The following is a 25282-nucleotide window of genomic DNA, read 5'->3' as shown; positions in this document are numbered from 1 at the left end:
CAAAAGCAATTGCTTTTGGCCTTTTTGCACTTCGGCGGTGCCCAAAAAACGCTGACAAATGAAATCTCTTTTAAGCTCACCCATCAAATGTGAACGAAAGATTTCTTCCTTTTACTAGAACAACGCTACCAAATAAATCTTCTTTCAATGAATAAATCTCATCCCTAAAGGAATAATACTCATCGCGTGAAAGATACACCTTCCCCAACATGTCTTCCTGAGCAGCGACAATCTGGTTCGCGGTCCATTTTGGAAGTTCTTCCTTGAGATAGTTAAGGAGCCTAGGCATCAATATTTTGGCTCGCTTGTCACATATAGCTTTAATTAATCTTGTTAAGACTCCTACCTCATTCGGATTTTTAATCAACACCACATCTAACTCACCTGATATCAGGCAATCTAGATAAGAGGGATCAGATATAATAACACCATCCTTGAATGAATATGCGACGGAATCCCAGTTAGTGATAGTTGTTCGGAGCAGACTCTCCCTTCCAATATATTTCACATTCGCATACTTAAAAGCCCAAGTTTCGCGAACCGGCCAAACGTCAACAGTCCACCCTCCAACCTCCAACCTATAACCGCCAAATTTATTTCTGACAACGTTCCACCTGCTGTCGGTGAAAAAACCTGACAAATCACTTGCAGGACAATCTACGACCAAATCAATATCAGAATTAAAACTCTTCGCCCCGAAAAGCGCGATATCTCGGAGCAGCCCGCCAAATACTAGAACCTCTCCTACGACAGAGAGGTGTTTTATGAGGCCCAATACATCAGCTCTCTTAGGAGAGTTGAAAAATCTTACAACTCTCTTTCTGAAGGTCTGATTATTATTTGCAATGTCGATCATAGAGAGGCTTTAGTTCGGAATGCAATGCAATTAAATAACTATCTGTCATACCTGAAATGGCATCAGCAAGCAATTGAGCCTCCTTATAACCTACAGACAGTGTGTTCTCTGGGTCAGAAAAAATTCGACGATAGCTTTCGGATATTCTGGAATACACGTATTTCCCAAAAGGAGTATCTGATTGAAATTTCTTATTTAACCTTCCATGTATACCTATCCAGAGCATATCCATAGTCTCTTCAATATAGTTATTACCTTTTAGCTCTAGCTCCAAAACACTTTTATGCTTGAACCCATACGCCATATCAAAATCTTTTAACACGCCGCAAAACTTAGCAGCATTTGTAACACTCATTATACCTTTATAAATTTGGCGCCCTTCTAAAAACAACTCAGAAACTTCCGAAAACTTTTCGACAACGGCTCTAACCATTGCAGTGATTGCATGGACTCTGAACATCTGCATCGAACAATCGTTTAGCTCTTGAGGACTCAAGCTGCCTTTCTCAAATTCAGAGCTATGAGCCTTCGCAGCGTCAATCACACCGGCAGCAACTTTATCGTCAGCGCATTCTTTTTCAAGATATCTAATCAAATCATAGTAGGATGCTAGACCTTTCTTGACCGTATCTTCAGCATCAAGCACCGAATAGGCGATATCGTCACATGCTTCCATGATATATGTTAACGGATGCCTAATACCTTCGGTAAGGCCAGTCTCCTCCCAAACTTCAGAAACTATTTTTTCCTCCGACTTAAAAAAACCCTGCTTCTTCCACTCTTTAGAATTTATGTTTTTGGTTGACACTGGATACTTGATAAGAGCGGCCAAGGTGGCGTAAGTCAAATTTAAACCAAACTGATCATTTAAAATCTGAAGCTTTGTAACAAGTCGGACGGTTTGGGCATTACCATCAAAATTCAAAAAATCAGATGAAGCATCACTATCTCCTGAAAACACTTTATCTTCATGTTTTAAAAACCAATGCCTGATCGCATGTTCACCCTGGTGCCCAAAGGGGGGATTTCCCAAATCATGCACTAGCCCAATAGCGGCAAGCAAGGCGGGAATGCTTCTTTGAATGAACTGTTCCGTCCCCGCTCCTTTAAAAATACTTGAGTACTCGTATACGAGCCGTAAGCCAATGCTTCTAGCTAACGTGGCGACTTCATGCGAATGTGTTAGCCTCGTTCGAACACTGTCATTTTTGTCAAGCGGGAAGACTTGGGTTTTATCAGCTAATCTTCTAGTAGGTGCAGAAAAAAGAATTCGATCATAGTCTCGCTCGATCTCAAATCGACCATTTGCTGTAGCCGAAGTATCCTTGTTTCTATGTTTATCTTTCCTACGTCCTTCATTAAGGAGCGTTTTCCAATTAAGCATATGACTTCCCTCTCATAAATAACTGAACCAATGATACTGGATAAGCAATCAAGCCGAAAAGCTTAGAATTCAAAAAGCGGTCATTTCAGTCAGCGATTATACTCCATCGCATGCGTCAGCACCGTACCGTCTTCGGCGTCGAGGTCAAAAGGCATCACCCACAATCTCAAGGTCTTCGAGTACTGAAAAACGGGCAATGTCGTTTGAAACGCTAGTATCTTGGGATAAATCAGTACGACATCCCCTTGCCCAAGGAGATATTTGTGTCCATAAGCAAAGAGTTGATAGAGATCAGATTGGCTGAGCCCGTAAGCCTGGCCATTAAGCCCCCCATTGAGCCGCTTCCACTTGACGTCCAGAACCCAGGTCTTGTCGCCCTGAGTAATCATCAAATCCGGCCTTAGCTGAAAGACCTTCCTTCCCTGATGCTCACAAAGGTATTCGCCTCTTCGCTCGACGTGCAGAGTCGCATCCGGCGGAAGGGAATCGCGAAGACACGCGGCCACATATCGCTCGAACAGCTTTTCCATAGGAAACAGCAGGCTCATGCCCTGCCAATCGCCAGAGATTGCTAGGGGCGTGGTTTGCTGAATGATCAATTCACACCATGGCTTTATTGGCTGGTAATGAGCCATAAGCCGATCGTTGCGCCACTGTTTGAAGTCTTGCTTGGTGTCACAGCTGGTGGGGATTTCCAGCAGCATTGAGCGTAGTTCGTGGGACAAGCGCCAGTTGCTTGGGTCTCTAGTCGACTTGCACACGATGTCCAAGGCGGTTTTTAACAAACGGTTCTCAGCTCGGTCAGGGTGGAACAGGTCATGCCGAATCTGAAAGTGATGCTGACGCCCAGGTGGCTGACGCATCTGGCGAGCGGTATTGAGTTGGCCTCGTAGGTAACGCTGTTCCTCCTCGACACGTTGGTAATCAAAACGCAGGCCGCGCTTGATCAAATGGTCGAGGGTTTGCAGAAAGCTGCTCATCACCCACTCCGTTAACGGGGTATCAAAGCGCTGCAATGCAGTGGCGCCGACTTCCCGCGTGGCCAGCTTTAACGATTTTTGGATCATCCGCCTCAGCAATGCGCGGCTTTGCTGAATACAATCTCCTTCCTCGAAATGCTTGGGGAGGATTTCGATACGAGTGCCGCAAGGCGTCTCCAGCACCCCAACGTAATTATCGAGCTTTAGCCATCGCCGATCCTCGACCTGTACCAACGCTGCGCCAGCTTTGCTAAAGCGCGAGCTCAATTCACACAGCCAGTCGAACGCTGAAGCCGAGACATGTGCCCTGTCCAAACTTGGGTTCGGAACAGGACTGGTAGTCAGCCGGGCATATTCTCTAACTGTCACATCGACCTTCACGCTGATTGTTCGCTCAGCGATTTGATGACTTTACGACCGAGCCTACGGGTGTTCAGCGGCGTTCCAGCGCTTGTCAGTGGCGAGATTTCGAGCATCAGAGCCAGATCGCGAAGTACAGGCTTTGAGGGTTTTACCAATGCACCGTTGCGTAGGACTTCAATTGTGCCTGAGTCCGATTGGCGCACTGTCAAATCGCCGGTCGTAGCTTCCATCGCTTTGTAACGCGGCTGAGCTGTTGCTTTGATTGTGTGATCAATGATGCCGAGGTAGGCATCGATATTTTTGAACGCCCCAGGATTTAGCTCCCAGCGTTCGCCGTGCTGACTGACCGTAATGCCGTCGCCAAACAGCTCGCTAATCTTCTGATCGGGCTGCAGCAGAAAACGATTTGTAGGCTCCTTACGATGATCGTTCAGCACCCACTGAATCCGCTGCCAATCCTCGAAGAAATATTCCTGAAGCAACGGGATGAGCTGTTCCCGAAAAATCCCCTCCAACCGATCCAAAGTAGGCTCTGATTTCAGCGGCAAGAAGTACGCGTGTCCTAAGCAATGATCGCGATCAAGCAGGACCGAAATGCGTTCATTCATCACGCCGAGGAGCTCATCGATGGGAAGGCCTTCAACCTCGACCTCATCCAGTAACTCTGGGTTGGGGGCTACCTCAATGAACGTGAAGCGTCGACGAAGGGCAATATCAAGTGCGGCCAACGAGCGGTCCGCGGTATTCATAGTCCCTATGAGGTGTACATCAGCCGGAACGCTGAAACGCTCCTTTGAGTAAGGCAATGTCACTTCCAATGCTTCCGGTGCGCCTGCTCGCTTAGAGGGCTCGATCAGAGTGATCAGCTCGCCGAAGATGCGAGAAATGTTGCCTCGGTTAATTTCATCAATGATGAGCACCCGTTTGCTATCTGAAGGTGTATCGGTCTCGCTTACCGGCGCCCCTTTCAGAACGCGTTCCACAAGCGCAGGCATGATGTTGTTGTAGCCGTTGACGAGGTTAGGTTCGAGTGTCGTCCCGACCGCAGCGAGCTTAGGAAATACCCGCTTCTCGGCAATATCCTCAAGCGTCAACTCACCCCGCCGTACATGCTCGGCCAGTTTTCGGAGCATGCTCATTCCGATTGGAAGCTCATTACCTTTTGGCTTTTTCAGCTCAAGCACATCCCCCGAGCAGTAGGTCACAACGTAACCGCCAATCTTCTCGCCCTTCCGAAATAGGGTTTTGCTCAACGGCCCCTGTGAACCCAAATCTGCGTTAAGCAGTTGGCTAAGCTTGGTTTTATCAATTGCAGCTTGCGCCAACTCATACAAAGTTCGCTGGGTAAACTTCACGTTTGTGAGCTGCTGGTAAGGCAAGGAAGGGCTATATGTACGGAGCCATTTGACAGGCCGGCATTGTGCGTAGTCGGCGTCGCGTTCCTCGGCAGAGAGACAACGATAATCGCCGGTGACCTCACCAATCGCTCGAAATTTGGTGTTCCCGTCGGTGATTACCAACAGGTCTCCCTTTCTCATCCGAACTACGAAATCCGTTACGGCTTTGACAGCGTAAGCACCGCTCTGCATCGGCTGCCCGGCCGCCGCAAAACGGTCAGCGACGTCCTCGCGGCTTTTGCATCCGGCGAAATCAATTCTGTCACCGTAACCTAGCAATGCGAAATTGGCTTCTATGCAGTCGTGATAGACGTAGGCGTCGCTCCCTTGGGTGTTGCCCAGTGACATCTTCCAGATTCTGGACTTGGAGATGTCGGCAGATGCGGACTCTTTGTGGGTCACGTTCGCGGTGGCTGGGGTGCTGCACAAGCTTTTGAATATTCCATCAATCACGTCGTAAGTAATATGGCCGTCTTCGTCGGTATCAGCCCGCAGTCCCTCCACAAAGTCTTCGTAGCTGAAGCTTTGGTGGAAGGTGACAAATTTAACGTGTTCGGCGGCGACCAGCGCATCAAAACGCGCCTTTAAGGCCTCCCTGTTGCCGCGATTAGATTGCAGGAACGCAGGATCAAGTATCTGCAATGCGGCTTCCACGGTCGCGTAGGTTTTCCCTGTGCCAGGAGGACCAAAGAAAATTTGATTGAGCGAAGCCATGGGAGAACATCCTTGTAGGAGAATTCCTCAATCTTTGTCCATATGGCCACTATCGGTAAAGCGCTAACGACTTTGATGCGGAAATAACTTCGTGATCACGCCTGCGGTTTTGGGTTTGCCGCCGCCTCGCGCCAGATCGCGGGACAAGCCACGCTCCTACAGCGGATGGTCTCAATCAAATCCTATAGCGTGGTTCCGGTTACTCACTTGCAAAGACAAGATCTACTCTCTATCGCAACGAGCTAACTAGCCGATACCCTGTTCTCAGCCGCACCGCATCGCGAGCAAGCTCACTCCTACACGTCCAGCAGCGCTCATCTAATCTCCATCACAACGGACTCAAGAAAAGACCACGGATATGGCCAAGAAAACCTCCAATCTAGAAGCCCTCATTTTCCTCGCCAGTAAGCTCCCTTGGTGGATCAGCGCTATGCTCGCCGTGGCGTTTGCAGTTTGGCTGCACTCGGTAGCCATTGCTCCGCTCCCAACAAACCTAGATCCGCGCCATTTCGACAAGATGATTTCCGCGTCGGCCTTTAGAGGCATGGCCTTGTTCGGACAGTTCTTTGTGCCGCTGATTTTTACCGCCGGCGCCATCGCCTCAATCATCGGTCGCCGCAAACGCCGTAATCTCCTCGAATCCGCCGTCACCACCAAAGGCAACCCACTGCTCAGCATCACCTGGCACGAGTTCGAATTACTGGTAGGCGAAGCCTTACGCCGACGCGGCTACGCAGTGCGAGAAACAGGCAAAAACGGCCCCGACGGCGGCATCGATCTGATCGCGCGCAAGGATGGCGAGAGGTACGTGGTGCAGTGCAAGCAATGGCGTTCGGTGCAGGTCGGTGTGCCGGTGGTGCGGGAGTTGTATGGCGCGATGGCGGCTGAGGGCGCTGTCGGCGGTTTCGTGGTCACCAGTGGGACGTTTACCAAACCAGCGAGGGATTTTGCAGAAGGCCGTAACGTGCAACTGGTCGATGGAACGGTGCTGAAGCAGTGGATCGCCGAGGCGAAGAAGACTGGTCCACGGCCAACTGTCGAGGTGGCGCCAGAGCGTGTCGAGCCAGCCATCGTTGAGCCGGAGGTGGTCGTCACGCCAAGTCCCGCTCCAGCTCCGATTCCCGTTCAAGCGCCCGCTCCAACCGCGACGCAACCCGTCATACGCGAAGCCGAGCCTGAACCTGTTGCACCCCTCTGCCCGCACTGCCGCAAAACCATGGTGATACGTGTCGCGAGAACCGGCGCCAACGCTGGCGGGAATTTCTGGGGTTGTGTGGCTTATCCGAAATGCCGTGGGATCCGGGCGATTTTCGCGCCGATGATGGTGAAGTAACGCCGCTTAATAGGACGTCAGCCCAAGCCCGACGTCCTCCCCGCAAAGCCTACGCCCACAGCCAACTAATCGACGACCGGCGTAACGCAGCACCAACAAGAGACCAACGAATAACCCCGCCTGGAAAACCCAGAAAGTTCCCGCCCCACCCCCTCCCCGCACATAACAATTTCGCTAATAAATAGTTACCCGGGTTTCATTTGCCCCCGCCGCCCTTCGTTCCTAAAGTGGCTTCACCCCATCGAACCCGCCCAGCGCAGGAACGATGGAAACCCACACCCAAGCCGGAGAACGTCAAACGCCTGATCAGCTTTTAGCATTTTGTTTCTGTCGTTCGCTGCGTCGTTGCTCCCGACGTGGTGCCTCCAAGCTCCAAACTTCAGCCGCTCCCCAGCGGCTTTTTTTTGCTCAGGATTTGCTGAATCCGCCCTGCCATCTGCGCCGTTTCAGCGACCGGCCGAGCATGCAGACGACCGCAACCGCCGACATGCAAAACATCACCCAGCAATCGCGCCACCTCCACCATGCCACCCGCCTCCATCCCCTGCCGGGTAATAAATTGCGTACCCAACCGCAACGCCTGATGCCCCGCACGGGAAGGATCAACACAAGTCCCAATCAGAATCCCCTGCGCCTGCAACGCGTGCATCACAGCGCGCGGATCAGCATCCAGTGACAGCGGCAGCAGCAATTGATGGGTGTGCACCTCGCTGTCATTAGCCCCTATGACAGGCAAACCCGCATCGACCAACGCGCGATGCAGCGCCGCGCTGTTGCTGACGATACTGGCGGCATATTCCCGGCCAGTGGCCTGGGCCTCGGTAAGGGTGACCGCCAGGGACGGCAGTCGGCCGGCGTCGTAGTTCGCGAGCAGGCGGGTGTCGAGCAGGTTGTGCAGCGCCGGTGCATCGTCCGGGTCACGTCCGAGCACCAGCCCTTGCGGCCGGCCGGGCAGGGTTTTGTAGGTGGAGCTGCTGATGAGGTCGACGCCCGCGTCAAGCGGGTTGGGGTACGTGCCGCCGGCGATCAGGCCGAGCACGTGGGATGCGTCGAACAGGGTTTTAGCGCCGACTGCGCGGGCCGCGCTGACCACCGGGGCGATGTCGTCGGCCTTGATCACGACGCTGCGGCCGAGCACGACGAGCCTGGGGCGGGTGTGCGTGATCATTTCCGCCGCACGCGCTGCGTCGAGCTGGCAGTTGCGGCGGTCGAACGGCAGGTCTTCAACGATGAGACCTGCCAATTCTGCGGTGCCGCCCCGGCGCTGGCTCAGGTGCCCGCCGTGCCCGGCAGCGGGTGCCAGCACCTTGTCGCCCGGTCGGCAGTAGGCGTGGAAGATGGCCAGGTTGGCCAGGGTGCAACTGGCTAACCGCACTTCGGCCCATGCTGCGCCGAACAGGGTCATGGCCGCCTGGCGGGTGAAGCTTTCAAGCTCACTGACCAGCTCGGTGTCCGGCTGTTCTTTGTGGCCGGTCGGGCCCATCGCCGGGTAGGCGCTGAGCGCAGGGTTGTACGCGGCGATGGCGCGGGCGCTGGGGAGGTTGGCGCCGGCATAGAGCATCAGGCGCTGGGTTTCCAGTTGCGGCAACCGGTCGGCACAAGCGGCGAGCAATGCATCGAGATCACGGGGCATGGTCGGCAACTCCCTTACTGACGAATTAACGACGAATGGAATCCGGGTGCTCGGACTCGTCCCTGACCAGCAGCATCAGGGCGTCGCGTTTTTCCAGCAGGTGGTGGCGCAGGATGCTGCTCAGGCGCTTGCCATCCCGGGCTTGTAGGGCCTCGATCATTTCTTCGTGGTCGTGCAGCGCGCGGTCCCATTTCGGGGCTTGATGATTGGAGAGAAAGCGTAATGCGTGGATGCGCCGGTTCAGCGACAGGTAGACCTGCCGCAGCGCCGAGTTGCGCGCGGCCAGGTTGATCAGGTCGTGGATGGCGCGGTTGCGCTGGTAGTAACCCGGCAAGTCGTTCTGGTTTTTGCTGACCACCATGGCGTAGTGCAGCGCTTTGATGTCTTCGATTTCCTGAGCGGTGATGCGCTCACAGGCCAGCTCTCCGGCGAAGGCTTCGATGCCGCTCATCAGTTCGAAGGTCTCGCGGATCTCCAGCTCCGACATGCGGGCAACGCTGGCGCCACGGTTGGGGTTGATTTCGATCAGCCCTTCCACGGCCAGGACCTTCAACGCTTCGCGCAACGGCGTGCGGGAGATGCCGAGGGTTTCGCACAGCTCGCGCTCGTTGAGTTTGGTGCCGGGTGCCAGCACGCCTTCGGTGATAAAGCCGCGCAGGTGATCGATGACGATGTCATGGAGGCGCTGGCGTTCGACCTTGGGAATGAGACGGGGCGCCGGTTGGTCGGATAGTTCGTCAAAATTTTGCATACAAAATCCTTATCGGACCCGCTCTGGCATCGAGTCCTTATTCGAAAATGCTCCAGTTCGCTGGGAAGATTAGCGTAATTAGGCCGTTTGACACAGCATCGCCCTGTGCTAGGTTAATTTTGAATTCAAAATACAAAACTATAAAAAACCAGGAGTCACCGATGCTGAAGCTCGATTTCCACCCTGCCGGTCGCCACTTCCTTCAGATTCCGGGGCCTAGTCCGGTTCCGGATCGCATCCTTCGCGCGATGAGTTACCCCACTATTGACCACCGCGGCCCGGAGTTCGGCGAGCTGGGGCTCAAGGTGCTGGAAGGCATCAAGCAGATCTTCAAAACCCTACATCCGGTGGTGATTTATCCGGCGTCGGGCACCGGTGCCTGGGAAGCGGCGCTGTGCAACACCCTGAGTTCGGGTGACGAAGTGTTGATGTTCGAGACCGGCCATTTCGCCACTCTCTGGCAGAAGATGGCACTGAGTCTAGGCCTCAGGCCGCAGTTCATCGGTCGGCCCGGCATTGAAGGCTGGCGCGGTGGCGTCGATGCGCAAATGATCGAAGACCACCTGCGCGCTGACGGCGGGCATCGCATCAAGGCCGTGTGCGTCGTGCACAACGAGACCAGCACCGGCGTGACCTCGGACATCGCGTCCGTGCGCAAGGCCATTGATGCGGCGGGCCACCCTGCCCTGCTGCTGGTAGACACCATCTCTGGCCTGGCCTCCGCCGATTATCGTCATGACGAATGGGGCGTGGACGTGACTGTCTCCGGCTCGCAGAAGGGCCTGATGCTTCCGCCGGGCATCAGCTTCAACGCCCTGTCGCCGAAAGCCATCGAGGCCAGCAAACGCGCCGGTTTGCCCCGCAGTTTCTGGGCGTGGGACGAGATCATCGAGATGAACAAGACCGGTTACTGGCCCTACACGCCGAACACCAACTTGCTCTACGGCTTGTCCGAAGCGCTGGACATGATCCTCGGCGAAGGCTTGGACAACGTGTTCATCCGTCACAACCGTCTGGCGAAGGCGTGCCGCACCGCGGTAACCGCCTGGGGCCTGGAAATCCAGTGCGCCGACCCGAGCGTTTACAGCCCCGTGCTCACCGGCGTGATGACGCCTGAAGGCATCGACGCCGACCAGCTGCGCAAGACCATTTACGAGCGCTTCGACATGTCCCTCGGCACCGGCCTGGGCAAGATGAAAGGCCGCATGTTCCGCATCGGTCACTTGGGCGACTGTAACGATCTGATGCTGATGGCCACCCTGACCGGCTGCGAAATGGGCCTGCAGATGGCCGGCGTAAAACTTCAGTCCAGCGGCGTGCTGGCCGCCATGGATTACCTGGGAGGGCAATCGGTGCCGCTGCGACGCGACTAATGCCACACCTGGCTGCGGCACGCCCGCAGCGTTTTTGACACATCTCACTATCCCGAATCATCGCGTTGTCAGCGAACACAATAAGAAACTGGAGATAGCACATGAAGTTTTTACGTCTGCGCCCCACCACGGTGGTGCTGTTCATGCTGTGCGCCATGTATTTCATTACCTACCTGGACCGCGTCAATGTCAGCACCGCCGCGGTCGGTTTCGGTAAAGAATTCAACCTGAGCAAAACCGAGATCGGCATCGTCTTCTCGGCCTTCGCGTACCCCTACCTCATCTTTCAAATCATCGGCGGCTGGGTCAGCGACCGATTCGGCGCCAAGCGCACGCTGGTGGTGTGCGGGCTGATCTGGGCCAGCGCCACGGTGTTGACCGGCCTGGCTGGCGGCTTTGTTTCGCTGATCGTCGCGCGGATCCTCCTCGGCCTCGGTGAGGGCGCTACGTTCCCCGCAGCCACGGCGGCAATGTCCCGCTGGATCCCCAAGGAAAAGCGCGGCTTCGCCCAAGGCATCACCCACGCCTTCGCCCGTCTCGGCAACGCATTGGCGCCGGCAGCGATGATCGCGGTGATGGCCACCTACGGCTGGCGTGAATCATTTTATGTCTGCGCGGCCACCAGCTTTGTCTGGGTCATCTTGTGGATGGCGGTGTTCACCGAGCACCCGAAAGACCACCCGCGCATCTCCAAGCAGGAACTGGACACCCTGCCGCCGCCAAAAGTGAAATCCAGCGTCGTGCTGCCATGGGGTCGCCTGTTCAAGCGCATGGCCCCGGTCACGATCGTTTACTTCTGCTACGGCTGGACGCTGTGGCTGCTGCTCAGTTGGGTGCCGATGTACTTCATGAACATGGGTCTGGATTTGAAGGGCACGGCGATTTTCGCGTCGACGGTGTTCTTCGGCGGCGTGGTCGGCGACACCCTGGGCGGCATCGTCAGTGACCGCATTTATGCGCGCACCAAGGACCTGAACAAGGCGCGCAGCCTGATGGTCGCCGTGTGCCTGGGCCTGACGCTGCTGTCGCTGGTGCCGTTGATGTTCACCAAGGACATGCACATTTCCCTGGCCTGCCTGGCGATCGGGTTTTTCTTCTCCGAGATGACGATCGGCCCGATGTGGGCGATTCCGATGGACATCGCGCCCGACCATTGCGGCACCGCCAGCGGCATGATGAACACCGGATCGGCCATGGCCGCCATCGTCAGCCCGGTGGCCGCCGGTCTGTTGATCGACAAATTCGGCAACTGGCAGCTGCCGTTTCTGGTCAGCATTATTCTGCTGGCGATTGGCGTCGTGCTGTCATTCCGCATGAAGCCGCAGAACAAGTTTGACTACGGACAGCCGGTTGCGCCGCTGACGCCGAGTGCGGAACCTGCTCCGGTGGTCAGTAAATAAAGCGACACCGGGAGCCGCCTTCGGGCGGTGCTTGACCCATAAAGCTTCAGCCCGGCACCTGCAATCGAGCCACTTCAATGGAGAACGCTTTTGGACACTGACACCCAACCTTCGCGCCTGGCGCAGCTGATCGTCGATGCGCAGAACAAGCATGACCTGTTGGGCGAGCTGGATTTCGAGCTGACCCCGTCCGAACGCGACGCGGCGTACCTCACGCAGCAGAAAATCCTGCGCTTGCGTGGGGTTGAAGCAGGCGGCTGGAAGATCGGTTCGAAGTCCACGGACGGGCCGATTCAGGGGTCGCCCCTGCCCCGCGACTGCCTGTTCCCGTCGACTGGCACACTGGACCGCAGCGTCTATCCGCCGGTGGGTCTGGAGCTGGAAATTGCCTTCCGCTTAAACCGCGACTTCAGCCCACGGGATGAGGCGTACAGCGACGAGGAGGTCATGGCCGGCATCGGCGAAATGGCGGCGTCCGTCGAGGTGGTTTCCAGCCGGTTTGCGGCGTGGCCCAAGATCGAGCCGCTGACGCAACTGGCCGATCTGCTTAACCACGGCGCCCTGGTGGTGGGTGATTTCGTACCCTACGACGGGTCGTTTCCCTTTGTTGCACCGACGCTGACCTTCACGGTGAATGGCGAGAGCATCGTGCCGTCAAAAGTCGGCAATCCGGCAGGCGACCCGCGCCGGCTATTGCCGTGGCTGGTCAACCATCACACCCTGAATGGACTGCCGTTGTCCAAGGACCTGGTGATCACGACGGGTTCATACACCGGCATGCACTTCGCCCAGGGCATGGCTGAGGTGTTGGGGCAGATCGAAGGGTTGCCGCCGGTTTCATTGACGCTGGCCTGACGCTTTACCTCGCTGCCATAAAAAAACCCGCCGAGCTGGCGGGTTCTTTTTGTATGCGACGGTTTTAGTCAGGGCGGCGAACGTACGAGCGGTAAACGGGCTGCCAGAAGTCTTTCTCGATGGCCGCTGACAGTTCATCTTCCGATTGCGGTGGCGCCACACTGTCGCGCTGGGCCACCATGCCGACGGCAAACGCGATGCGTTTGCTGACGGCCTGAACATCCCGAAGCGACGGCAACATCTGCCCTGCCGCTGCGCACTCAGCCAGCGCCTGGGCCGACGCCATCAGCATGCCGTCGGTGACGCGGGTCGCCTTGCTGGCGATGGCGCCGAGGCCGATACCGGGGAAGATGTAGGAGTTATTGCACTGCGCGATGGGAAAGGTTTTGCCCAGCACCTCAATGGGTAAAAACGGACTGCCCGTGGCCACCAACGCCTGCCCGTCGGTCCATTGCAGGATGTCCTTGGGGTGCGCTTCGATCTGCGAGGTCGGGTTGGACAGCGGCATGATGATCGGCTGCGGGCAATGGCTGTGCATGGTCTCGACGATCTGCTGGGTGAACAGTCCGGCCTTGCCCGACACGCCGATCAGCACGGTGGGTTTGGCGTTGCTGACCACCTCAAGCAGCGAGGGCCAGTGGGCGCTGAACGCCCAGTCGTTGAGGGAATCGCTGGAGTGGGCCAGGCGCTGTTGGAAATCGTAGAGGCCCGGCTGGCGATCGGTCAGCAGCCCTTTGCTGTTGAGCAGATACACCTGGCTGCGCGCCTGGTCTTCGGACAAGCCTTCAAGCTGCATGGCGGCGATGATCTGCTCGGCGATCCCACAACCCGCGGATCCGGCGCCGACAAAGGCGACGGTCTGATCGGACAAGCGCTGGCCCTTCATCTTGCAGGCGGCCAGCAAGGTGCCGACGGTGACGGCGGCAGTGCCTTGGATGTCATCGTTGAAGCAGCAGAGTTGATCGCGGAAGCGCGCGAGCAAGGGCATGGCATTGGTCAGCGCGAAGTCTTCGAACTGCAGAATGGCTTCCGGCCAACGGCGCTGCACGCCCTCCACGAATGCCTGCACGAAGGCATCATATTCAGCGCCGCGAACACGCTCCTGGCCACGGCCGAAGTACAGCGGATCCGCCAGCAGCGCCGGGTTGTTGGTGCCGACGTCGAGCACCACCGGCAGCGTGTAGGCCGGGCTGATGCCACCGCACGCCGTGTACAACGACAACTTGCCGATGGGGATGCCCATGCCGCCGACGCCCTGATCACCAAGGCCGAGAATGCGCTCGCAGTCGCTGACGACGATGACTTTGACGTTGTCTTTGGTGACGTTGTTGAGGATTTCGTCGATGCGGTCCTTGTCGGCGATGCTGATGAACAGGCCGCGATGGCTGCGGTAGATGCGGGAAAATTCCTGGCAGACCTTTCCCACGGTGGGGGTGTAGATGATCGGTAGCATCTCGTCGAGGTGGTCGTCGACGACGCGGTAGAAAAGTGTTTCGTTGGAGTCCTGGATCGAGCGCAGGAGGATGTGTTTGTCCAGGTCGGTCGCGCAGGCCTGGTACTGGTGATAGGCGCGGCTCGCCTGTTGTTCGATGGTTTCGACGCGTTCGGGGAGCAGGCCTTGCAGGGCCAGGGCTTCACGCTCGTCGAGGCTGAAGGCGGTGCCTTTGTTCAGCAGTGGAGTGCCCAACAACGTGGGACCGGCGAAAGGGACTTGCAAGGTGCGATCAGTGGCATGGGTCATGTCTGTCTCCTGTGCTTATTGTATTTTGAATTCAATGTACACCTTTGGCACGGAAAGCCAACCGTGGAGGGCGCTCACAATTCATCGGACCTGCATATGGCCTGGTAGGACCGCGATCATCCAGTAGGACCGGCTTTAGCCGGGAAAGCGTCGGGTGTCTCGCTGCAAATCTTGTGTTGTACATACCGGCCTCTTCCCGGCTGAAGCCGGTCCCACTAAACACCGCGTACCCCGTAGGACTGGCTTTAGCCGGGAAAGCGTCGGGTGTCACGCTGCAAATCTTGTGTTGTTTAGGGAAAGCGTCAGGCGTCGCGCTGCAAATCTTGTGTTGTACATCCTGGCCTCTTCCCGGCTGAAGCCGGTCCTACTAAACACCGCGTACACCCAGGAAACTGGCTCGCGCCGCATACCCTGTGGGACTGGCTTCAGCCGGGAAAGCGTCAGGCGTCTCGCTGCGAATCTTGTGTTGTACATACCGGCCTCTTCCCGGCTTAAGCCGGTCCTACTAAACACCGCGTACAGCCAGGAAACTGGCTCGCGCCGCATACCCTGTGGGACCGGCTTTAGCCGGGAAGGCGTCAGGCGTCGCGCTGCAAATCTTGTGTTGTACAGGGAAAGCGTCAGGCGTCTCGCTGCGAATCTTGTGTTGTACATACCGGCCTCTTCCCGGCTGAAGCCGTTCCTATTAGACACCGCGTACACCCAGGAAATTGGCTCACGCCGCATACCCTGTGGGACCGGCTTTAGCCGGGAAGGCGTCGGGTGTCACGCTGCAAATCTTGTGTTGTACATAACGGCCTCTTCCCGGCTGAAGCCGGTCCTACAGATACACTGCGATCATCCCGTAGGACTGGCATTAGCGAGTCCCGCTGACACCATCGCCCACATGACTATCAACCTGCCATCACCCTCAGGCAAAATGCCGGATCTTTGTAGGAATCATCCCCAGGAGTGGTCGGAATGCGCTTGTTCAGTTTAAGAACCCTGCTGGTCTGCACCGCTTTAGCCTCATGCCTGGGCATGGTCGGCGCGCAGGCGGCGTCCAAAACCAAACCCGCGCCGAAACCTTCTGGGCAAAAAGTCGCGATGCTCGGCGGCAAATTCGCCTTCACCCTGCCGAAGGACTATGTCAAAGGCCCGATGGAAGAGATCGACGCCAAGGCCAGGGCCGCGGGCGTGACCGGCTCGCTGTACATGAACAAGCCGGCCAAGCGCGTGGTGATCATCACCGAAGCGCCGTTGCCCAATGACCAGAAGGTCGGCGCCAACGACAAGCCAATCCTCGACGGCATCATCGCCGACACGCTGCAACAGCAGCAGTCCAGCTACAAGGACTTCAAAAAGCTGGGCGAGAAGAAGATCGTACGAAAAGGCCTCGGCATGCGTCAGCTTGATATCTCAGGCAGCGTAGACGGCGGCCGAGTGTTGAGTACGACGATTACGGCGGCCTACGGTAAACGCACGGCAATGGTCAACGTCATCTCCCTGGCGAAGGATGCCAAGGCCCACGCCGACGTGGTGAAGGGCGTGACCGGCGGGAAATGAGGAGTGCGGCTTTTTGGGCAGCGATTGCAGCCGAAAAAGCAGCGATTCCAGCCCCCCCGTCGTCAGATGCGGGTACACAACAACAGAGGCTGAGTTACTTGGGCAGCGTCAGTTCGCTCCCGCCCGGATGCGCCTTGATGACGCTGTAAGGCAGGACCGACCATTCCGGACCTTCACACGCGCGCGCAACACGTGCGAAAGACGGACCGAAAACGATGCCTTTTGCAGTGAAATACCACGACGGAAATTCCCAGACCGACGGGTCGGCGTAGTCGCAGTCGTCTTCGGTAGCAGGCTTCACCATGTCTGCAGGGTGCGCCGCTTTCAACTGGTCAACGAGCCAAGGGGCGAAGGCTTTGCTGCGGTAGTCGGAATACGTGTCGAAACTCGTGCCACCTTCCTCATCACGTTCGTAGTGAAACGGCGCGCCCTTGCCGACCCAAACCACATCTTCCAGCGTTAAGGCGTTACCCGTGCGGGCATCGAGGTTGAGCGGCGAGTCGCCAAAATCAGGGTGCGCGCCGCCGCAATCGTAATCGGTGAAGACGCTCAGGCTCACGATGCCGGGCGAAAGCAAGCGCGGCGTGACCGTCTGGGCAAAGTCGCCGCCGTTGCGACTCGCATTGAGCATGCACTGGTGATAGCTGACAACCTCTTGCCACAGGCGGGAGCGCAGCTGCTGATTGATTGGTGCAGCCTGCTCGGGCGAATAACCCGATGTGATTTCAAACATCGAGACGCCCGATTCCGGCTCGACCCACCACTGCAGCGAATGGCCCATAAACGTAGCTGTTTTATCCGACTTGAGCGGCAGGTGCGTGAGCCGCAGGTAGTCGTAAGCCGACTGCTTGTAGATGTCCTGCCAACCCGATTCGGCGGAAGCTTCTGGCGCGGTGACAGCGCGTTCGGCCAGTTGCACCTTGTAGGACTTGCCCTTGCTGCTCCAGTCCCCGGTCCAGCTCGCGTCCGGATTTTTATGAAGGACCAGCTTCGGCAACCTGGCCTCATCGTCGTAGCTCAGGCCTTCGGTCAGCGTCAGATCATTCCCTTTTGAGGTGCCGGACAGCGGCAGATCCTTGTGGTACTTCTCGTAGAAATAGCGACCCGTCACGTCTTCCGGGCTGGTGAGATCCAGCTCGACGACGATGGGCGATTTTCCCAGGGTGCCTGTCAGCACATGGACCGCATTCTCGGCGTGCAGCGTGAATGGCGCGACCAGCGCGGCGAGGCAGGTGATACGCAAAACGGAGAGAGAAACAGGCATCAGACGTCCCTTGTGATGATGCTAACGAGTGGGGCCAGTAATCTCCCGAATCGCGGAGCGTCTGGCAAGGGCCAGCCGTGATTTCTCAAAGCCTGACGGCGCCCTCACCGCTTGCCCTCAACCGCCATCCGCACCGCGAACCCGAACAACACCGTGCCCATCAGCCAGCGCTGCACCGCCGCCCAACCGGGCTTCTGGGTCAGAAGCATGGCGATGGAGCCCGCCGCCATAGCAACCATGGCGTTGACGCTCAGGCTGACCACAATCTGCGCGCTGCCCAGGATCAGCGACTGGCTGAGCACGCCAGTGCCGTCGCCGACGGTGATGAATTGCGGCAGCAGCGACAGGTAAAGCACCGCCACCTTGGGATTGAACAAGTTGGTCATCAGGCCCATCAGGAACAACTGCCGGTTGCTGTCCTTGGGCAAATCCTTCACTTGAAACGGCGAGCGACCGCCCGGTTTCACGGCCTGCCAGGCGAGGTACAGCAAATACACGGCACCGGCCATGCGCAGCGTGTCGTAGGCATAAGGAACTGCCATCACCAACCCGGTGATGCCGAACGCCGCGCACAGCATGTAGAAGATAAAGCCCACCGCCACGCCGCCGAGGGAGATCAGTCCCGCCTTGCGTCCTTGTGAGATGGATCGCGAAATGACGTAAATCATATTCGGCCCTGGTGTCAGCACCATGCCGAGGGCGATCAGGGAAAAAGCGATGAGGTTTGAGAGTTCGGGCATCAGAGGCTCCTGCCGGCGTGATCGAATGCATCCGGGCCGTGCCGAATGGCAGGCATATTTCAGCCAACCTCCGTAGAACCGTCTATACACAGATGGCCGGAAAACACGCCATGACAGACGGGGGCCGTCACTTATCCCAACGGCACCTGCACCCGCGCACCCTCCGACGGCGCACGGTGTAAATTATTTGTCCAATAGTGGCTAAATGCTCTTCCCAGTACCCCGTCGGCGGGGGACACTCGGAGCGTTGGTCGTGACCGATGTGGCTGTCGGGATGCTGCGTTATTACCCAGTAGAGCGCTATGAACACTCCGGTCCAAAAAGGTCTCTCCTACGCCAGACGCATGTACTTGCCGCGCAGCATCGGCCTGGGCATTGGGTTCTTCGCGGTGGCTGCAGCGCTGTACCCTTCTCACCCACCGACCTGGGTGTGGATCGCCATGATCGCCCACGGTTATGGCTGGCCGCACATGGCTTTTCTGCTCGCCAAGCGTTCACCTCAGCCTTATGCCGCCGAGCGCCGCAACCTGATCTACGACTCGCTGGGCGGCGGTTTCTGGGCGGGCGCCATGGGGATCAGCCCGCTTCCCACCGTGACGGTGCTGTCGATGATGGCGATGAATAACATCGCGGCCGGTGGTTTACGGCTGTTTATGTTGGGTTCGCTGGCGCAAATCGCGGGCGCCCTGGTGTCGTACAAGATTTTCCTGCCGGCGCTGTTCCCCCACGTCTCTCAGCTGCAGCTATTCGCCTGCCTACCCATGCTGGTGATCTACCCGATGGCCATCGGGCTGGTCTGTTATCAGGTCGCGGTGCAACTCTCGAAAAGCAAGAAGACGCTGGAAAAACTCAGCGCCACCGACAGCCTTACAGGGCTCATGAACCACGGCGCGTGGAAGGATCGACTGACGCTGGAGTTCGAGAAATGCCAGAAGCTCAACCGCCAGCACAGCGTGGCGCTGATTGACATCGACCACTTCAAGACCATCAACGACACCTACGGCCACATCACCGGCGACAACGTGCTCAAGCAACTGAGCAACGCGCTGTCCGCCAGCCTGCGACAGACCGATATGGCAGGCCGTTACGGCGGCGACGAGTTCTGCGTCATCTTCCCCGACACCACCCTGGCCCAGGCCACCGAAATACTCGAACGCCTGCGGCGTACGGTTCATGACCACGCCCACTCGGCCCTCCCCGATCTCAAGCTGAGCCTGAGCATCGGCGTCGCGGCCTACGGCGCGCACCAGACCGACGCCGCCATGTGGCTGCACGAAGCCGACATGGCGCTGTATGACGCAAAAAGCGCCGGGCGCAATCGTGTCACTCCGGCGCAGCCATCCAGCGACGTGCGCGCGCGCGAGGGTGCGGCGTTGGGGTGAGTCGGCAGCGTTGTTGATCTCTTGAAGACTCGCTATTCGCTGCAGGCCATGGCGTCGGTCGGTGCCTTAATCTGCTTGAGCAGCTCAAGAGGTGTCATTTGCGTCAGCAGGTTCTGCAGGCTGTCGCCCAGCATAAGCGGCCCGTACAACCCTTCTTCCCGATCCAGATGCGTTTGCTGCACCTCGCGGTAGGCCTCGGGGTAGATGCTTTTTTCGATCGGCAGCAGGCGGTCGTAATGTTCCAGCAAACCGTGGAAGACGATGCGCCGTTCGGTGACGCCGCGAGTGGTGGCGATCAGTTTGATGAAGAAATCCGAGTCGCTCTGGCGCATGGCTTCGTACGCGGCGTAACGCTCCGCCAGGGTGTACGCGCCGGTCTCGTCGAACACCACGCAACACAGGTCCTGACGCGAACGTGAGCCAAAGGGGTTGTTGGTCGCGCGCCGGCGATTGCTCTGCGCCAGCGCGAACGCTACCGCCCGTTCAGCTTCGTTCATCCGCTCCGCGCTGCCCAGGCTGGAAAGATCATCCAGCGCGGGGGCCTGACGCCCCAGTCGTTCGACCTCAGCGCTGAAGGTGGCAAACACCCCGTGGGGCCCGAGCCATTGCTTGTGCAGCTCGCTCAACTCGTCTCGGGACAGTTGGCTTTGCTCATCGACCAATTGCTGAAACGCGCTTGACGCGTCCACATTAAAGTCTGCATCGATGCACGGTTGCTTCAAGGGCTCAGACGTTGCGATTTGAAGGGTCATCGATTTCATCCTTATTATTGATCGTTATTGTGGGTGCATCATCGCGAACACTTCGTGGGGACACATCGAAGTGGCGAAAACAGGGTCATCACTCAAAAGACCACTTATTACGACGCCAGCGTCATCGCGGCAAAGCAAAGGCCGAAGACAGCTTTAAAAGTTCAGTGATTAAATCGGGTTAATTATGCACTTACCGCTCGACGGAACAATCCGTCAGATGTAGGGGTGGTGCCAGTTTTTTCTTGCGCGCTGCCGAAACGTGTAGAGCGATGAGCTGCGCCCGATTGCTGACTTCGTTCTTCCTGAGCAAGGCCGACACATGGTCGCGGGCCGTGTAATCACTGATCCCCAGCCGCTGGGCGATCGCTTTGTTGGTGTGCCCCTGAAGCACCAGCTGAAGGACTTCCTGCTCTCTGGGGGTGGTTTTTTTCAATGGTCTACGTTTGCGTTGTTCTTCTATCATTGGCCCTCAACAGTCTCCGCGACGTGCCGACCCTGGCGGTAACTCAGCCATGGCCGTAATAGTGTTCTTATTGATTTTTAAATCTCTAACGGTTAGAGAATGTGCACAGTCAAGCCCGGTTAATAACCGAACAATGATAAGTAAAGTTTCCTACAAATATTGGCGAAACATCCCCACTGAACCAGCAGACAATTGATCCACGCACGACCCAATGCAGAGCCATGTGGTTATATAACAGCGGGTGAGTTGTATAGACGGGGGACAATAAACGCTGCAAATGATAATTACAATCATCTGTTACAAATCAGCGGATCAATCTCGTTTGAAATGGCACGGATTTGAAATCCGCACCCTCATGTCGACAAGGGGCGCCATTGCGACGCCCGCTGCCCTGTCAGTTTCCAGCCTGTACCACCCGCGGATCATCGACCTGCATGCCCTTGCGCAGGCCAAAGAACATGGCCGTCACCAGACCGACCGCACCCATGATCACGCAGTAACCGACGCACACCCACGGGCTCCAGGGCATCAAGGCGATCAGCGCCAGCGGCGTGGTGCTTGCCCACAGGGCGTAGCTGATGTTGTAGGTCAATGAGATGCCGGAGACGCGAATGTTCGCCGGAAACAGTCCGACCATGACCGAAGGCACGACGCCGACAATGCCGCAGGCCAGCCCGGCCACCGCGTAAGCGAGGCTCAATGGCAGCCAGTGACTGACCAGACTTGCGTAGAGCACGCCGACGCCGACGGGCAGCAACAGGCTGTAAAGCACCACCCCGCGCCAGGCGCCGATTCGGTCGACCAGCATGCCGGCCAGCACGCAGCCGATATTGAGAAAGACGATACCCACGCTGCTGAGGGCGAACGTGTCGCTGGGGGCCATGCCGAAGCGCTGCTGCATCACCGTAGGCGTGATGACCACCAGCGTCACGACGGCGGACGTCAGCACGCAGGTCAGTAACGCAGCCGGCAGCAGAGATTGCCGATGTTCACGCAGGACGGCGCGCAGCGGCAGCTCAGTCATGCCCTCGCGCTGGGCGTGCATCGCCATGAACACCGGGGTTTCGCTGAGCCAGCGGCGCAGCCACACGCCGATAACGCCGAAGACCCCGCCCAGCAGAAACGGGATGCGCCAGGCGTAATCGAGAATTTCCGCGTGGCTGAAGACCTTCGCCAGCCAGGTCGCCGTCAGTGCACCGATGAGGTAGCCGAAGGTCAGCCCGGCCTGCAAAACGCCCAACGCATAACCGCGATGGCCCTTCGGTGCGTGCTCGGCGACGAACACCCAGGCGCTTGGCACTTCCCCGCCGACGGCTGCGCCCTGAAGGATGCGCAGCGCCAGCAGGATCAACGGGGCCCAGTAGCCGATGTCGGCATAGGTCGGCATCACACCGATCAGCAGACACGGCAGCGCCATCATCAGGATACTGAGGCTGAACACCCGCTTGCGACCCAGTTTGTCGGCGAAGTGCGCCATCAGAATCCCGCCCAGCGGGCGCGCCAGGTAGCCGGTGACAAAGATGCCGAAGCTTTGCAGCAGGCGCAGCCACTCGGGCATTTCCGGCGGAAAGAACAGCTGACTGAGCGTCAGCGCGAAAAATACGAAAATGATGAAATCGTAGATTTCCAGCGCCCCGCCCAGTGCCGCCAGACCCAGGGTTTTGTAGTCTCCCCGGCTGATGGGTTGTGGCCGTGGTCGAAGAATGGCTGTCATGAAAGACCCCAAATCACAGGTTGAAACGCACGCGGGTGCGACAAAGGCGCGCAGGATAACAAAGCTGACGGCCTGCGGGCGGATCGCTGACGGCTGACGCGTTTCAGCAGCTGATTTAAAAATTCACCGTCGCCGACACCCGCGCCGTACGCGGTGCGCCGAGGAACAGGTAATCGTCCCCCAGGTATTCGCCCGCGTCGCGCCAGTAGCGCTTGTCGAAGAGGTTATCCACGGTCAGGCGCAAGACCGTGTCGTAGCCCTCGATTTTCGTGCTGTAGCGACTGCCCGCGTTGAACACTGCGTAGTCATCGACTTTCACCGAGCCTTCGCGGTTGGCGTATTTGCTGGCGCTGTATTGCACGCCGCCAAGCAACGCCAGCCCCTGAATCGGCAGTGCGTAATCGGCTGACAGGCTCCCGCGGAATTTGGGCACGTTGATTGCCTGATGATCTTCGTAAGCCGCGGTGCCGCTGTCTTCAACCCGCGCGCGAATGGCCGCGACGCTGGCCGACATCTGCAACTGCGAGGTCACGTAACCATTGGCGCTCAGCTCGACGCCGGTGTTTTTCTGCTGGCCCTGCTGGACGAAGGTCAGGCTGCCGTCGTCGCTGGGTTTCGAATACTGATACGCCTGGCGGGTCTGGAATACGGCAGCGGTGAAGCTCATGCGGCGCCAGTCGTATTTGACCCCGGCTTCCAGTTGACGTGAGATCGTCGGCGCGAGGATTTCCCCGACATTGCTGTCGAACACCGATGCCGTGCCGCCCAGAGAAAGCCCTTTGCTGTAGCTCGTGTACAGCGAAACGTTGTCGATCGGCTTGTAGATGAGCGCGGCCTGGGGCAGAAAGATCGAGCGCTCGGTATGACGGTTGTCGCTGCCGTCCTCGTTGTAGGCCTTTTCATCGAGCTTCACCTCACGCCCGCCGATGACCGTCTGCCAATGCTCGTTGAAACGGATGCGGTCGGTGGCGAAGAGCCCGTACTGGCGGCTGTCCAGGCGCCGTTCGGTGTGGCCCACGGACAGGTCCGACGGCGCGAAGGTGTCTGGCGTCTCGTGGATATTGCCGGAGCCGACGTATTCGCTGAAATACGGCCGGGTGTCGACCGTGCGCCGGAACGCGCTGCTGCCGAAGGTCAGCTCATGCTTGAGCCAGCCGGTGTCGAACAGGCCGGTCATGGACGCTTCGACTTCATCGTTGCGTCGCGTGTCGTCCGGGCTGCGGAAATCGTAGATGTCGTAACCGCCGCTGGGCGTGAAGTGCCCGGTCAACGGCTCGGCAGGGCAGTCGCTCTGGTAATAGCAGCCGTAGGCGAAAGCGCTGTAATCGTCGATGACCACGCGGCTGCGTGAAGCGCTGAGGCTGGCTTTCCAGTCGTCGCTGAGGCGGTATTCGTAGCGGCCGTTCATGTTCAGCGAGTCGATGCCCACCGGGTTCGAGCCGTTTTGATAGCCCAGCAGTTTGCGCGGCGAAGCGTCGTGGGGCAGCGCGGTGCCGCCCAGCAGTTGATAGCCCGGCACCGAGCGCTGTTCTTTGGTCTGGTATTCGACGTCGAGCTGCAGGGTGGATTGGTCGTTGATGTTCCAGTCAAATGCGAGGGAGGCGAAATCCCGCTGACCATTGGCGTGCTCGACGTAGGAGCGGATGTCCTCGTGGGCAACGTTGGCGCGCAGGCCGAATTGCTTCTCGCTGCCGAACCAGCCGCCGACGTCCGTGGCGATGTAGCGCTCGCCGTGCTCGTTGGTCGAGACCGTCACCGAGCGCACGTCTTCCGGGCGTTTGGTCTGGTAATTGATCACGCCCGCCGGCTCCGACACGCCGCTCTGCAGGCCCGAGAGCCCCTTGAGCAGCTCGACCTGTTCCTTGTTTTCCAGCGCCACGTTCTGCTCGCCGGTGATGCTCCGCCCGTTGATGCGGTAGCTGTTGGCCGCGTTGAGCGAGAAACCGCGCACGACGAAATTCTCGTAATAGCCCACCGGTGCATAGCTGTCGCCCACCGACGCGTCGTTGCGCAAAACATCGCTGAGCAGCTTGGCCTGCTGGTCCTTCAGCCGCTCGGCGGTAAACACCGATATCGACGCCGGCGTGTCGCGCAGCGGCGCTTCACTGAAACCGCCAACCGACGCGCCACTCGCCTGATAAATCGACTCCTGCTCCCCCGTCACGCGCAGTGCATCCAGGGTCACCGGCTCGGCTTCCTGGGCCGCCAGCCATGGCGAAGCGAAAGCGATACTCAACGGCAACAGCCGACGGGTGAAGCCGGCAGCGGGACGGGACGAGGTGATCATCGGCGGTTGAATTCCTGGAGAGGGACAGTCGGGCAACGAGAAACACAGGCCAGTTCGGCGGCGCCTCTTTTACGTTCTGCGCGGAATTTTTACAACCGGGATTGGTGTGGAATTCGGTGTGCAGGTGACTTTTGTATGACCGGCTTCAGCCGGGAAGACTGCGGCACTGATGAGAGAGATGCGTCGAATTTACCGGCCGCTTCCCGGCTGAAGCCGGTCCTACAGTCCCTTTCTGGCCGACATAGCAATTTCGAATGAGACGAGCTTTTGTAGGACCGGCTTCAGCCGGGAAGACTGCGGCACTGATGAGAGAGATGCGTCGAATTTACCGGCCGCTTCCCGGCTGAAGCCGGTC

General features: G+C 57.9%; 19 protein-coding genes. 6 read left to right on the top strand and 13 right to left on the bottom strand.

The features are described 5' to 3' along the window. Positions 1-76: 76 nt before the first annotated feature. From M1E04_RS06675 to M1E04_RS06660, 4 genes are all read right to left on the bottom strand, one after another. Entirely contained in the window at positions 77-856 is a 780-nt protein-coding gene (locus M1E04_RS06675; protein WP_456292610.1) for a hypothetical protein, read from the bottom strand. Beyond that, entirely contained in the window at positions 837-2240 is a 1404-nt protein-coding gene (dgt, locus tag M1E04_RS06670) for a dGTP triphosphohydrolase (protein ID WP_456292609.1), read from the bottom strand. Before dgt ends, M1E04_RS06675 begins: the two co-directional genes overlap by 20 nt. Positions 2241-2329: 89 nt before the next feature. Continuing rightward, a complete protein-coding gene (locus M1E04_RS06665) occupies positions 2330-3601 on the bottom strand; it encodes an McrC family protein (RefSeq protein WP_456292608.1) in 1272 nt (423 codons plus the stop codon). Further along, positions 3598-5694 (bottom strand): AAA family ATPase, encoded by a 2097-nt coding sequence (locus M1E04_RS06660; protein WP_456292607.1) that lies wholly within the window; start codon positions 5692-5694, stop codon positions 3598-3600. The genes M1E04_RS06665 and M1E04_RS06660 overlap by 4 nt, the downstream gene beginning before the upstream one ends. A gap of 358 nt (positions 5695-6052) precedes the next feature. On the opposite strand from M1E04_RS06660, the gene M1E04_RS06655 reads away from it, so the two are divergent. Continuing rightward, complete coding sequence (locus M1E04_RS06655; RefSeq protein ID WP_456292606.1) at positions 6053-7027, top strand: restriction endonuclease; 975 nt, start codon at positions 6053-6055, stop codon at positions 7025-7027. Positions 7028-7406: 379 nt separating this feature from the next. Here the strand turns inward: M1E04_RS06655 and M1E04_RS06650 are convergent, their stop codons facing one another. Next, positions 7407-8660 carry a glycine hydroxymethyltransferase gene (locus tag M1E04_RS06650; protein WP_456292605.1) on the bottom strand — a complete coding sequence of 418 codons (1254 nt, stop codon included), beginning with the start codon at positions 8658-8660 and terminating at the stop codon, positions 7407-7409. Positions 8661-8685: 25 nt separating this feature from the next. Further along, positions 8686-9411, bottom strand: a complete 726-nt coding sequence (locus M1E04_RS06645; protein ID WP_065992768.1) for a GntR family transcriptional regulator — start codon at positions 9409-9411, stop codon at positions 8686-8688. A 161-nt stretch (positions 9412-9572) separates the two neighbouring features. Here M1E04_RS06645 and M1E04_RS06640 point away from each other — a divergent pair, with 161 nt between their 5' ends. The 3 genes from M1E04_RS06640 to M1E04_RS06630 all read left to right on the top strand — a co-directional run bounded on the left by M1E04_RS06640 (position 9573) and on the right by M1E04_RS06630 (position 13039). Continuing rightward, the gene (locus tag M1E04_RS06640; RefSeq protein WP_456292604.1) at positions 9573-10784 is read left to right on the top strand and encodes a pyridoxal-phosphate-dependent aminotransferase family protein; all 1212 of its coding nucleotides are present in this window, start codon (positions 9573-9575) and stop codon (positions 10782-10784) included. Between the two features lie 101 nt (positions 10785-10885). After that, the gene (locus M1E04_RS06635) at positions 10886-12184 is read left to right on the top strand and encodes an MFS transporter (RefSeq protein WP_456292603.1); all 1299 of its coding nucleotides are present in this window, start codon (positions 10886-10888) and stop codon (positions 12182-12184) included. Positions 12185-12274: 90 nt separating this feature from the next. Continuing rightward, positions 12275-13039 (top strand): 2-keto-4-pentenoate hydratase, encoded by a 765-nt coding sequence (locus tag M1E04_RS06630; RefSeq protein WP_456292602.1) that lies wholly within the window; start codon positions 12275-12277, stop codon positions 13037-13039. A gap of 64 nt (positions 13040-13103) precedes the next feature. Here M1E04_RS06630 and M1E04_RS06625 read toward each other — a convergent pair whose 3' ends face one another. Continuing rightward, on the bottom strand, positions 13104-14780 hold the full coding sequence (locus M1E04_RS06625) for an NAD-dependent malic enzyme (protein ID WP_456292601.1): 1677 nt from the start codon (positions 14778-14780) through the stop codon (positions 13104-13106). 960 nt (positions 14781-15740) lie between these two features. Here M1E04_RS06625 and M1E04_RS06620 point away from each other — a divergent pair. Further along, positions 15741-16325: a DcrB/PsbP domain-containing protein gene (locus M1E04_RS06620; protein WP_369319747.1), complete on the top strand. Its 585-nt coding sequence runs from the start codon at positions 15741-15743 to the stop codon at positions 16323-16325. A 94-nt stretch (positions 16326-16419) separates the two neighbouring features. Here M1E04_RS06620 and M1E04_RS06615 read toward each other — a convergent pair whose 3' ends face one another. After that, positions 16420-17589 carry a hypothetical protein gene (locus M1E04_RS06615; RefSeq protein WP_456292600.1) on the bottom strand — a complete coding sequence of 390 codons (1170 nt, stop codon included), beginning with the start codon at positions 17587-17589 and terminating at the stop codon, positions 16420-16422. A 104-nt stretch (positions 17590-17693) separates the two neighbouring features. Continuing rightward, positions 17694-18329 (bottom strand): LysE family translocator, encoded by a 636-nt coding sequence (locus M1E04_RS06610; RefSeq protein WP_456292599.1) that lies wholly within the window; start codon positions 18327-18329, stop codon positions 17694-17696. A gap of 302 nt (positions 18330-18631) precedes the next feature. On the opposite strand from M1E04_RS06610, the gene M1E04_RS06605 reads away from it, so the two are divergent. Beyond that, positions 18632-19711 carry a diguanylate cyclase gene (locus tag M1E04_RS06605; RefSeq protein ID WP_456292598.1) on the top strand — a complete coding sequence of 360 codons (1080 nt, stop codon included), beginning with the start codon at positions 18632-18634 and terminating at the stop codon, positions 19709-19711. 32 nt (positions 19712-19743) lie between these two features. Here M1E04_RS06605 and M1E04_RS06600 read toward each other — a convergent pair whose 3' ends face one another. The 4 genes from M1E04_RS06600 to M1E04_RS06585 form a co-directional block, all read right to left on the bottom strand. Beyond that, on the bottom strand, positions 19744-20463 hold the full coding sequence (locus M1E04_RS06600; RefSeq protein WP_456292597.1) for a hypothetical protein: 720 nt from the start codon (positions 20461-20463) through the stop codon (positions 19744-19746). A gap of 190 nt (positions 20464-20653) precedes the next feature. Next, positions 20654-20926 (bottom strand): LuxR C-terminal-related transcriptional regulator, encoded by a 273-nt coding sequence (locus tag M1E04_RS06595; protein ID WP_065992746.1) that lies wholly within the window; start codon positions 20924-20926, stop codon positions 20654-20656. A gap of 394 nt (positions 20927-21320) precedes the next feature. Continuing rightward, positions 21321-22640 carry an MFS transporter gene (locus M1E04_RS06590; RefSeq protein ID WP_456292596.1) on the bottom strand — a complete coding sequence of 440 codons (1320 nt, stop codon included), beginning with the start codon at positions 22638-22640 and terminating at the stop codon, positions 21321-21323. 115 nt (positions 22641-22755) lie between these two features. Next, positions 22756-24927, bottom strand: coding sequence for a TonB-dependent siderophore receptor (locus tag M1E04_RS06585; RefSeq protein ID WP_456292595.1), 2172 nt, complete (start codon positions 24925-24927; stop codon positions 22756-22758). Between the last annotated feature and the right edge of the window lie 355 nt (positions 24928-25282).

It is taken from the genome of Pseudomonas sp. AK106, assembly GCF_053903055.1.
Note: the sequence above shows the minus strand (reverse complement) of the source record. Positions and strands in the feature narration are given on the sequence as shown.